Annotated in this window: 10 protein-coding genes; all 10 read left to right on the plus strand. The window is 61.9% G+C overall.

Going from position 1 to position 11,863, the window contains the following annotated elements; translation table 11 throughout:
- The first annotated feature begins 97 nt into the window (after nucleotides 1-97).
- The 10 genes from F7P65_RS20395 (at nucleotide 98) to F7P65_RS20440 (ending at nucleotide 11,842) form a co-directional block, all read left to right on the plus strand.
- Nucleotides 98-1,393: a DUF1214 domain-containing protein gene (locus tag F7P65_RS20395; RefSeq protein WP_162854732.1), complete on the plus strand. Its 1,296-nt coding sequence runs from the start codon at nucleotides 98-100 to the stop codon at nucleotides 1,391-1,393.
- A gap of 43 nt (nucleotides 1,394-1,436) precedes the next feature.
- On the plus strand, nucleotides 1,437-2,666 hold the full coding sequence (locus tag F7P65_RS20400; RefSeq protein ID WP_162854733.1) for a DUF1214 domain-containing protein: 1,230 nt from the start codon (nucleotides 1,437-1,439) through the stop codon (nucleotides 2,664-2,666).
- Nucleotides 2,667-2,860: 194 nt separating this feature from the next.
- A complete protein-coding gene (locus F7P65_RS20405) occupies nucleotides 2,861-3,691 on the plus strand; it encodes a 23S rRNA (adenine(2030)-N(6))-methyltransferase RlmJ (protein ID WP_150295142.1) in 831 nt (276 codons plus the stop codon).
- Nucleotides 3,692-3,861: 170 nt separating this feature from the next.
- On the plus strand, nucleotides 3,862-4,182 hold the full coding sequence (locus F7P65_RS20410; RefSeq protein ID WP_150295144.1) for a hypothetical protein: 321 nt from the start codon (nucleotides 3,862-3,864) through the stop codon (nucleotides 4,180-4,182).
- A 73-nt stretch (nucleotides 4,183-4,255) separates the two neighbouring features.
- Entirely contained in the window at nucleotides 4,256-4,444 is a 189-nt protein-coding gene (locus F7P65_RS20415; RefSeq protein WP_240334418.1) for an aldehyde dehydrogenase family protein, read from the plus strand.
- Between the two features lie 13 nt (nucleotides 4,445-4,457).
- The gene (locus F7P65_RS20420) at nucleotides 4,458-5,885 is read left to right on the plus strand and encodes an NAD-dependent succinate-semialdehyde dehydrogenase (protein WP_150295148.1); all 1,428 of its coding nucleotides are present in this window, start codon (nucleotides 4,458-4,460) and stop codon (nucleotides 5,883-5,885) included.
- A 362-nt stretch (nucleotides 5,886-6,247) separates the two neighbouring features.
- Entirely contained in the window at nucleotides 6,248-7,747 is a 1,500-nt protein-coding gene (locus tag F7P65_RS20425) for an acyl-CoA synthetase (protein WP_150295150.1), read from the plus strand.
- Between the two features lie 301 nt (nucleotides 7,748-8,048).
- Nucleotides 8,049-8,198 (plus strand): lmo0937 family membrane protein, encoded by a 150-nt coding sequence (locus tag F7P65_RS20430; RefSeq protein WP_150295158.1) that lies wholly within the window; start codon nucleotides 8,049-8,051, stop codon nucleotides 8,196-8,198.
- Nucleotides 8,199-8,348: 150 nt separating this feature from the next.
- Nucleotides 8,349-9,827 (plus strand): ATPase domain-containing protein, encoded by a 1,479-nt coding sequence (locus tag F7P65_RS20435; protein ID WP_150295152.1) that lies wholly within the window; start codon nucleotides 8,349-8,351, stop codon nucleotides 9,825-9,827.
- Nucleotides 9,828-9,829: 2 nt separating this feature from the next.
- Entirely contained in the window at nucleotides 9,830-11,842 is a 2,013-nt protein-coding gene (locus tag F7P65_RS20440) for a hybrid sensor histidine kinase/response regulator (RefSeq protein WP_150295154.1), read from the plus strand.
- Nucleotides 11,843-11,863 lie beyond the last annotated feature (21 nt).

Raw genomic sequence — 11,863 nt, forward strand, 5'->3', positions numbered from 1 at the left:
GCGTGAACAGCGTGGAGATGGGCCGATGAGGGTTCGATCGACCAGCGCGACTTGGAAAATGGCCCTGGGCGGAATGACCTTGGCCTTGGCGGGGATCATGTCTGCGCCATCGGCGGCAGCGGTCAGGCAGAATGCAACCACGCTGGGCACGCCGACGCAGATCGAACGCGAAGCGATGGCTCTGCGCGTGCTGGAAACCGCGCAGGTGCAAAATGAACTGAAGCGCGTCGAGGCGCTCTACGCCGTAGACCCGCAAGGGGCCACGGCCACGGGCAAGGCCACCATTCAGCGGGCGGCGCATTCGATCACCATGGCGGCGATCTATATGGCGATCGCCGAGGATGTGAGCCGGCCCTATGCCTTCTGGTCGGTCAATGCGCCGCATACATGGTTTGGCCTGACGGTACCGCGCTCGGGCTATGGCATCGACAACCCGGACAATATCTATCGCCCTGTCCGTCTGGAGGGCGGCGCGCGGTATGAAATCCACGGCAAGGTAAGACAACCGGGACCGATCGAACTGCATCTGGAACTGCGCGACTCCGTGCCGGGCACCGGCGCGATGGCGGCGGAGGGCGGCAAGCAGCTCGCGACGCTCAGAAGCGACCAGATTATATTCGCACCGGACGGTTCCTTCATCATCACCATTGACAGCGATCCCGCCAATGGCCGGTCCAACCATATGCAGATGCCGCCGCAGGGCAGCTTCCACATGTCGATACGCCAGTTGCTCACCGATTGGGCAACGCAAAATTCCATCGCACTGGATGTTCGGCGCGTCGGCGGCCCTGCCGCTGGGCCTCCCCCATCCGAAGACCCGATCGCGCGGCGCGCCGTTGACTTCCTCTCCCGGATCGCGCCCTATTGGCTGGCCTACGACAATCACTATGTCTTCACCAAGCCCGCCAATCAGATTGACGCCCCACGCGCGCGTCCGGGCGGACGCGGTTTTTCCAGTGGCGGGCATTTCGCCCTGGCAGACGATCAGGCTTGGATCATTACCCTCAGTCCGTTGGGCGCGGCGTCGATGGGATTTCAGCTGACGGATCCCTGGGGCGTGGCTTATGACTATGTGGATCGCACAAGCAGCCTCAACCACACGCAGGCCAAACCCAATGCGGACGGCAGCTATAGCTTCGTGATCTCGAAAAAGGACCCTGGCGTTTACAACTGGCTGGACCCGGAGGATCATGCCGCCGGCATGTTCGCTGTGCGCTGGCAAGCGCTGCCCGCCGCCGCCAGGCCCGAAGACGCCGTGCGGGGATCGAAGGTCGTCGCGCTCGACCAACTGAAACGGGAACTGCCGGCCGGAACGCTTTTCGTCACGCCCGCCCAGCGCGACGCCCAGCGCGCCGAGCGTGCGAGAAACTATGCGCGCAGGCTCTCGGAATAGGGGCGTAAGCCGTCGGGGGTCTTGTGTAAAAGGAGAGGAATGCATGGAGAAGGATCGCCCGCTGCTTGACCGGCGGAATTTTTTCGCCGGCACCGGGGCTTTGACACTGGCCGCGCTGGGGACATTTGCCGCAGTCGCTCAGCCGACAGGCGACGGCACGGTTGGCCTTGCCGGACAGGCGGACGGGCTGGACCTTGCGATGGGGCGTTTGGCGGATACCGCGCGCCGCTTTTCGGCGGAGTTCGCTTCGCTGAACGCACCGGGTACGGAGATTGATCGCGCGGAAGGCTATCGCCTGTTCATGCGCTATCTCTCGATCGGCATCGATGTCCATATTCAGTTCGGGGACCCCGCCTTTCCGGCCTTTTTCCAGCCCTCGCGCGACGGCGTGCGCAAATTGGCGGGCGACAGTCCGGGGCAGCTGTACGACAAGGCCACGGTTTCGGGCGATTATGATTATGAAATCACCGGGAATATGCGCGAAACCGCGTTGATCGAATTCACGCTCTATTCCGGCGCGCTCAACACGGGTTCCGCCCAGCGTCGCCTGATCGCCAGCCTCACCGACGAGGATCTGGTCACTGACCGGAACGGCGATTTTACTGTTCGCCTGAGCAAAACGGCCGAAGGCCGGAACCTGCTGCGGATGGCGGACGATGCGAGTTCTCTGCTGGTGCGACGCTATCTGCGCGATCCATGGAAGGACCGGCCGCGTCCGCTCGCCATCCGGCGGACGAGCGGCAATCCCGTGCTCCAGCCGCTCACGGCCGATCATATGAGCAAGGCAATCGAGCAGGCCGCAGACTTCGCCCTCTGGAATGTGCGGACTTGGGCGAAATGGGTGACGCGCGACCGGGAGGGAAAGCTGAACAGGTTCGCCAGCTTCGACGATAGCGGCGACATCTACACGCCAGCCGGGCATCGCTACCTTTCGGCTTATTGGCGGCTCAAACCGGAAGAAGCGTTGCTGATCGAGTTCACGCCCCCGAAAGACGCCTATTGGACCATCGTCCCGATGAATTTCTGGATGGAATCCTTCGAATGGCGGTTCGGCAATACTGTCTTCGCCAGCAGCTTTCAAAACCCGCCCGGCAAGGATGGCCGCGTACGGCTCGCCCTGTCCGGGATCAATCCGAACTTGCCCGGGGTGCGATGGCTGGAGACGCTTGGCCACAGCGAAGGCCCCATGTCATTCCGCCTCGCGCGTCACAAAGGAGCATTGCCGCAGCTTGACTGCAAGGTCATTCCGGTGGCGCCGTCGCGGAACGGATGAGGGCGACAACATCCTATTCCAAACCGGTCAGACTGGAAAAAGCTGCCTTTCCGGACCGGAGTATCGAAACTCGCCCTCTGAATGGCCGCAAAGGGCCGGCCTCCGCGCCCAGGAATATCGGCGTGGGCATAACTTCGCTTTGCACAAGGTCCAGCGGTTCGTCTAAAGGCCGACCGTCAGGATTTTGAACCACAATGAATTATCGCCATTCCTTCCATGCTGGCAACAGCGCCGACGTCGTGAAACACAGCCTACTGATCGCCTTGGTGCGGGCCTTGCAGCATAAGCAGGGCGCTCTGACCCTGATCGACACCCATGCCGGCTGCGGGCTGTACGACCTTGGCGGCGACGAAGCTCAACGCACGGGCGAGGCGACGCAGGGCGTGCTGCGGGCCTTTGCCGACCATGACCCCTTGCTGGACGACTATCGCGCCGCCGTGCAGGCGGTGAATGTGGGTGACGAACCGCAGCTTTACCCCGGCTCGCCGCGGTTTCTGGCGCAGCTTTTGCGCCCGCAGGATTTCCTGATCCTCAACGAAAAGCATCCGAAAGATGCTTACACCCTGCGCGGCGTGATGCGGGACACCAGCGCGGCCGTGCATGAACGCGATGCCTACGAACTGTGGCTGGCTCTGTTGCCGCCCCGCACCGCGCGCGGCGTGGTGGTGGTCGACCCGCCCTACGAGCAGCCGGACGAACGCACCCGCATCACCGCCACGCTCGCCGCCGCTCACCGCAAATGGGCGCATGGCGTGACGGTGATCTGGTATCCGCTGAAAGACCGGGCCACGCATCGGCAGTGGAAGGCGCGGCTACGCAAGCTTGGCATCCCGAAATTGCTGGTGGTGGAGCATTGGCTATACGATAGCGAGCAACCCGGCATCTATAACGGCGCGGGCCTCTATATCGTCAATCCGCCCTACGCTTTCACCCAGGCACTGCCACCCCTGCTGGAAGCTTTGCGCGCGGTTCTGGCGCCCGAAGGGCATAAGGGCGAGATCATATCCGGCTGGCTGGGAGATTAGGATAAACCCACATCCCTTCTCTCGGAGAGGGAATTGCCGGGCTTTAAGGGACGCCGCCTGCACAGGCAATCAGGCTGCGTTAGCCCCGCGCCTCAAGGAACTGGCCGAGGATCAGGCGACGCGCGCGAGATAGGGGTGGAGTGCGGCCACTGGCATGCTAAAGGCTTGTCATGCTTCATACACCCGGCCGCAGCGGCACTGTCGAGATCGACGGTTTCAAATATGAGTGGGAACTCCTCAGCGAACCTCAGTTGTCATCTTCCGATGGCTGGAAGGGAATGACGGTTTCCCTGCGTCAGCAAGACATGCCGCGTCAAGCAGTGCTGGAATTTCCAGCGCCAAAGCGCCTGTTGAAAGGATTGCCGAAAGGACGTTTGCATATCAACGACGCGATTGCTTCGCGAGGCGTGCGGGCAGCATTGTCCGCAGGATGGGATCCGGCGTCGCGAGGCAAAACCATTATATTCATGGTCGATGCCAACGGCGATTAAGCGGACGGAAATCGTGCGCTCCTACCAACGCAGATATAGACTTGGTCGGACAGAGGGACAGCGCGGCTGCGCCTTGCCCGACGCACGGCCGATCGCCTGGGTCAACAGCGAGAATGGACGGCATCTCCCCACACCCTTCTGCGGGATGAAGGCAAGCGGCATCGGTCGCGACGGCGGCGACTGGAGTTTCGATTTCTGTATGGAAACTAAAAATGTCGCACGGGCTTATGGTACGCATAACGTGCCGCAACTCGGCCTTTGATGGGAGCGACCCGATGGAACTGAAACGCGAAGCCTGCCTGATCGGGGGCGAATGGGTAACCGGTGAGGACTGGATTGAGGTCGACAATCCCGCCACCGGCGCCATAATCGGCAAGGTGCCTCAGTTCGGTCGGGAGGCCACCGCCCGCGCCATCGCCGCTGCCCAGCAGGCGATGCCTGACTGGGCAGCCCGTACCGCGAAGGAACGGGCCGCCATCCTCCGCCGCTTTTTCGAACTGATGATGGAACATCAGGAGCCGCTTGCCCGGCTCCTCACGGAGGAACAGGGCAAGCCGCTCGCCGAAGCGCGGGGAGAGATCGCCTATGCCGCTTCCTTCCTCGAATGGTTCGGTGAGGAAGCAAAGCGCGTCTATGGCGATGTCATCCCGTCGCACGCAGCCGACCGGCGCATCATGGTCCTAAAGCAGCCGGTGGGCGTCGTGGCGGCCATCACGCCCTGGAATTTCCCGTCGGCGATGATCACGCGCAAGATCGCGCCCGCTCTGGCAGCCGGCTGCGGCGTCGTTGTAAAGCCCGCCGCGCAGACGCCGTTCAGTGCGTTGGCGCTGGGCATATTGGCCGAACAGGCTGGTCTGCCCAAGGGGCTGCTCAACATCGTCACCGGTAGCGCGACGGAGATCGGCGCGGAAATCACTGAAAATCCGGCGGTGCGCAAGATCAGTTTCACCGGGTCTACCCGCGTCGGCGCCAAGCTGATGGCCCAATCGGCTCCCGGCATCAAGAAATTGAGCCTGGAGCTTGGCGGCAATGCTCCCTTCATCGTGTTCGACGATGCCGATCTCGATGCCGCGGTCGAAGGTGCCATCGTTTCCAAATTCCGTAACGCCGGGCAGACCTGCGTGTGCGCCAACCGGATCTATGTCCAATCGGGTATATATGACCTGTTTGTCGAAAAGCTGGTCGCGGCAACCCGGAAGCTGGTCGTCGGCAACGGCGCTGCGGACGGGACGACCATTGGCCCGATGATCGACGATGCCGCGCTGGCCAAAGTCCAGCAGCATATTGCCGATGCGACCGCGCGTGGCGCGACGGTGCTCGAAGGGGGTGTCCCCCACCCCCTTGGCGGACGTTTCTTCACCCCCACTGTCTTGCGCGACGTCACCCCCGACATGCTCGTCACGCGTGAGGAAACCTTTGGTCCGCTCGCGCCGGTCATATGTTTCGACAGCGATGCCGACGCCATCCGCCTTGCCAACGCGACCGAATTCGGGCTCGCCGCCTATTTTTATGCGCGCGATCTGGGCCGGGTCTGGCGGGTGGCCGAAGCGATCGAAGCCGGTATTGTCGGCGTCAATACGGGCCTGATCTCGACCGAGGTCGCACCCTTTGGCGGCGTCAAAGCCTCCGGTCTGGGTCGGGAAGGATCGAAATATGGGATCGAGGACTATCTCGAAATCAAATATCTGTGCCTGGGATTGTAAATGGCAGCAATCGCGGCTCCGGCAGCCTGGCGGTTTCTTCGTCTCCATGCGGACAGCGACTCTGCGCTGCCTGCGCGGTCGTGTCGGATCGAGCAGGGCAAGTCGGGCGGCAGCGACGTCGCTTCGCCACCAGGATAATATGTCAAATCACTCGGATCACACATAATCATTCCCAAATTGGCATCGACCCCCTCCCCCTTCCCTCCTGCACCATTCCCACCCCGGTCAGGGAGAAGATAGAGCGTCTCGCCATTGCCCAGACAACAGCCAGATTGGCTTGATCCGGTCCCTGTCATTGCCGCGCGGGTCGTGCGCCTCTATGAGAGAGGCGGTTTGCATATTGCATTCGAAACGAGGGGATCATGCCGACAGACCGCTTCCCGCTTTTGCAGGGGGACAACGACCGGATCGCCTTGATCGATGGCGAGCGCCGCGTCACCTATGGAGCGCTCAGCGGCCTTGCGGACCGCCTTGCCACCGGATTGCTGGACGGCATGGAGGATCTGGCCGAAGAGCGGATCGCCTTCTTCCTGCCCGCCAGCCCGGACTATGTCGCGGTGATGCACGGCGTCTGGCGCGCGGGCGGGATCGCCGTTCCCCTGAATGTCGGCGCGACCATCGCCGAACTGGATCATTATCTGCGCTGCGCGCGGGTGACCCGACTGGTCGCCCAGGCCAAGCATCACGCCATGCTGGGCGCATTGTGCGCGCAACTGGGCATCCGTCTGTTGCAGCCGGACGAGCTTATGGCCGATGCGGCAGGCGTTCTGCCGGACATCGCCGACAGCCGGCGTGCGATGATGGTCTTCACCAGCGGCACCACCAGCAAGCCCAAAGGCGTGGTGACGACCCATGGCAATATCCGGGCGCAAATCACCGTGCTGCTGGAAGCCTGGGGCTGGTCGGACAGCGACCGCATCCCCCTGTTCCTGCCGCTGCATCATGTCCATGGCATCATCAACGTGCTGAGCTGCGCCCTATGGGCGGGCGCGACGGTGCATCTCTTCCCCCGGTTCGACGCAGCGGCCATCTGCAACAATGTCGCGGCGGGCGACTATTCGGTCTTCATGGCGGTGCCAACCATCTATGTGAAGCTGCTCGACCATCTCGAAAGGCTGGAAGGGGCTGAGGCGAAAAGGGTCTGCGACGGCTTTGCCGCCATGCGCCTCAATGTGTCCGGTTCCGCAGCCTGCCCGGTTCCCTTGTTCGAGCAATGGCAGGCGCGCACCGGCCAGATCCTGCTCGAACGGTACGGCATGACCGAGATCGGCATGGCCCTGTCCAATCCCTATCTTGGCGAGCGGCGGGCGGGGCATGTCGGCCAGCCCCTGCCGGGCGTCGAGGTACGTCTCTATGGTGAGGATGAGCAACCCATCACCGAAGCGGGACAGCCGGGCGAAATCCGCATCAAGGGACCCAATGTCTTCCTGGAATATTGGGACAATGCGGAGGCCACGGTGAAGAGCTTCCGCGACGGCTGGTTCTGCACCGGCGACATGGCGGTGGTCGAGGAAGGCAGCTACCGGATCATGGGGCGTACCTCGATCGATATCATCAAGTCGGGCGGCTATAAATTGTCCGCGCTGGAGATTGAGGCAGCGCTGTTGGCCCATCCCGCCGTCGCGGAAGTGGCGGTGATCGGGGTCGAGGACGCGACTTGGGGCGAGAAGATCGTGGCCTTCGTCGTGCCACGGCCGGGCCGGAAAGCGGATGCCGAAGAGATTATCGACTGGTCGGCGGGGCAATTGTCCATCTACAAAATCCCGCGGTTGATCCATTTCGTCGACAGCCTGCCCCGCAACGCCATGGGCAAGGTGACCAAGCCGGACTTGAAAGCGCTGCTCAGCACCACCTCAGCGTAAACTTTCCTGGATAGGCCGACGTCCTGATGAAGGCGATCGCATCCGCCGGCATAGCGGTCATTGAGCAACCCAGAGGAGATCACGATAGCCGGTTAGCAGGATGAGATGCACCGTGATGCCTCCCTTGCGCCGGCGTTCACCACCTCGAGAACAGGTAACTGAACAGCGTGAGGTTGAAACGCTGGAAAATCGGCCTCTGAAAGGCCGCAAAGGGTTGATCGCTGGCACCCTGTTGCTCAGGCGGAACTATTGCGATGCCGAACCATTAGTCGTGCAGCACTTGCGCTCATGGGAGACGGATATGTTGTGGACCATCATTCTCATCCTTCTGGTCCTCTGGGTACTGGGAGCTTTCGTGGTGCCAGTTGGCGGTGGCCTTATTCACCTGCTGCTCGTGCTGGCCGTCATCGTCCTGCTGTTCCAGTTCTTGAGCGGACGGCGCGTTCCCTAGCGACCTTGCTTGACCTGCTTCGCAGGCAGCGGACGGCTGAAGTCGCCAACCCACACTATTATCTGCGAGAATAGCGTCTGATCCAGATCAAGGTGTCAATCGCGGAATGATCCTATGACCCTGATAGCGCATGAAGGAAAATCTCTGGCAATGGAAACTGCGAATTCTGCTCCTACAGGTGTTGCGGGCCTGGATGAGGTCCTGATGGGCGGCTTGACCAGAAGCAGGGTGTTCTTGCTGGAAGGGAGCCCGGGAACAGGGAAGACCACGGTAGCGACCCAGTTCCTGATCGAAGGCGCCGCCCGTAACGAACGGTGCCTGTATATCAGCCTGTCCGAAACCGAAGAGGAAATGCGCGAAAGCGCCTATTCCCACGGCTGGGACCTCAAAGGGATTGATCTGTTCGAACTCGTCCCGCCGGAAAGCCTGCTAGACGAGCAACAGCAGCAGAGCCTGCTCTATTCCTCCGACCTCGAACTGGGGGAAACTACGCGGCGCATTTTCGATGCGTTCGAGCGGGTGAGACCCGATCGGGTCGTGCTGGACAGCCTTTCGGAAATCCGCTTGCTGGCGCAGAGCTCGCTGCGTTATCGTCGGCAGATACTGGCGCTCAAGCATTTTTTCGCGACGCAGAAAGCGACTGTGCTGATGCTCGATGACCTCACCGCAGAGGTGGCCAACAAGACTGTCCACAGCGTGGCACATGGCGTGATCCGGCTGGAGGAGTTGGCACCGGAATATGGCCCGGAGCGCCGGCGGGCCCGGATCATCAAATATCGCGGGCGCCCTTTCCGGGGCGGTTATCATGATTTCGTCATTGAGACGGGCGGCGTGCGAATGTTTCCCCGCCTTGTATCGGCTGAACACAAAACGAGCTTCGCGCGGGACGTCCTGACAAGTGACTCCGCCGAACTCGACGCCTTGCTCGGGGGCGGCGTGGAGCGCGGATCGAGCGTCCTGGTGCTCGGGCCGGCGGGCACGGGCAAATCGCTGCTCACCCTTACTTTCGTCGCCGCCGCGGTCGCGCGCGGCGAGCGGGCGGCGATGTTCATCTTCGACGAAGAAATCGACCTTCTCTTCGACCGGGCAAAAGGCCTTGGCATCGACATGAAGGCGATGACCGACCAGGGTCATTTGTTCGTCGAGCAGGTCGATGCGTCCGAGCTCTCACCCGGAGAATTCTCGCAGCGTGTGCGGCAATGCGTCGAAACTCACGGTGTCCGCACGATCATCGTAGATAGCCTGAACGGCTATCAGGCGGCCATGCCGGAGGAAAAGGCGTTAATCCTGCACATGCACGAATTGCTGCAATATCTGAACCGGCAAGGCGCGACCACCTTTCTTACCGTAGCGCAGCACGGGTTGGTGGGCGACATGAAGGCGCCTGTTGACGTCACCTATTTGGCCGATACGGTGGTGCTGCTGCGCTATTTTGAAGCATTGGGGCGCGTCCGCCGCGCCATTTCCATTATCAAGAAGCGCACGGGCGCGCATGAAGACACGATCCGTGAATATCGCATCGGCAGCTTTGGCATCCGCCTGGGCGAACCGCTCGTCGGTTTCCAGGGGGTGTTGCGCGGCGTGCCTACTTTCATCGGCGAAACGCCCAAGTTGCTGGAAAACGAATAGGAGTGATACCGCACCTTTCCGAGCGAGCTCTCATTGTAGCTCCCCATGGCCGCGATGCGGACATTGCCGCCTCCATGCTCAAGGAAGCGGGGCTGCTGACGGAGATTTGCAGCGGTCTCGAGATGCTGTTGCAGGGCATCGAACGAGGTGCGGGTTTTGCGCTGATCACGGAAGAGGCGTTGCTCACAGCCGATCTCAACCCGTTGTCGCTCTGGCTCCGCCAACAGGCTGAATGGTCTGATTTTCCCTTCGTGCTGGTGACGCGGCGCGGCGGCGGTCTGGAGCGCAATCCGGCCGCCCGCCGATTTCTGGACATGTTGGGGAACGTCACTTTCCTGGAACGACCCTTTCATCCCACGACGCTCATCAGCCTCGCCCAGTCGGCCCTGCGGGGGCGTCGCCGCCAATATGAGGCGCGCGCGCGGCTTGAGGAATTGCACATGGGTGCTGAGAAGTACCGTTCCCTGTTCAATTCGATCGAGGTCGGCTTTTGCGTGATCGAAATGATTTTCGACACGCAGGACAATCCGGTCGACTATCGCTTTGTGGAGACCAATCCTGCCTTCGTCCAGCAGACCGGCCTTGCCGATGCTGTGGGCCGGACTATGCGGTCCATGGTTCCCGGCCACGAGCAGCATTGGTTCGACATCTACGGCAAGGTGGCGACCACCGGCAATAGCATCCGTTTCGAAAACGGGGCCGAAGCACTGGGCGGATATTGGTACGACGTCCATGCCTTCAGGGTGGGCGAGCCCGGATCGTATCGCGTGGCCATTCTGTTCAACGACATTACCCACCGTAAGCAGGTGGAAGCCGCATTGCGGGCCAGCGAGGATCATCTTCGTCAGCTGAACGAGACGCTGGAAGAACGGGTCGCCGAGCGGTCCCATGAACTGGAGCAGGCACAGCAAGCCTTGCGGCAAGCCCAGAAACTTGAATCCATGGGCCAGCTGACAGGGGGCGTTGCGCATGATTTCAACAATCTGCTCACGCCGATCATCGGCTCTCTGGACCTGCTCATGCGCCGGGACGTCGGCACCGAACGAGAAAGGCGGTTGATCGGGGGCGCGCTTCAGTCGGCCGACCGCGCCAAGACTTTGGTGCAACGGCTGCTTGCCTTCGCCCGCCGCCAACCGCTCCAGGCCGTGGCGATCGACATCGCGCAGCTGGTGAGAGACATGACCGATCTCGTCGCCAGCACGGTCGGGCCGCGCATCGACGTCCAGGTCGAGATTGACGACGACGCGCCGCTGGCGGAGGCCGATGGCAACCAGATCGAGATGGCCCTGCTCAATCTGGCGGTGAATGCGCGCGATGCGATGCCGGACGGCGGCACGCTTTCGATCCGCGTGAGGCGCGAACAGGTTGCGGCCAGCAATGATCTGGGACTGACTGCGGCGGATTATATCCGGCTCGCGGTGTCAGACACAGGCGTCGGCATGGACGAAGATACCATCGCAAAGGCGATCGAGCCTTTTTTCACGACGAAGGGGATCGGACGCGGAACCGGCCTCGGCCTTTCCATGGTGCATGGTCTTGTGGCGCAACTGGGCGGCGCACTGGCGATCGAAAGCGAGGTGGGTGCCGGGACCAGCATCAGCCTGTGGCTGCCTGTCAGCGATCGGCCTCGCGCCGTCCCGGCGTCACCGTCACGCCCCGATCTGGGCCAGTCCGATCATCGCCGGGTCCTCGTCGTCGATGATGAGGATCTGGTGCGGGCCAGCACCGCCGACATGCTGCGAGAACTCGGATATGATGTCTTGGAAGCGAGCTCAGGCGAAAAAGCACTCGAAATGCTGGATGAGGAAAAGCAGATCGACGTGCTGGTGACGGATCATCTGATGCCGGGGCTGACCGGCATTGATCTTGCGGGGCGCGCGAGAAAGAAGAGGCCGGGTATACGCGTGCTGCTTATCTCCGGCTATGCGGAAGGCAAGGGCATCTCGGCCGACTTCCCCCACTTGACGAAGCCGTTCAAGCATGACGAGCTCGCCACCTCTATGACTCTGCTCTAGGCCGTAAACTCATAAAATGAC

This window comes from Sphingobium estronivorans, assembly GCF_008692605.1.
GTDB classification, from domain to species: Bacteria; Pseudomonadota; Alphaproteobacteria; order Sphingomonadales; family Sphingomonadaceae; genus Sphingobium; species Sphingobium estronivorans.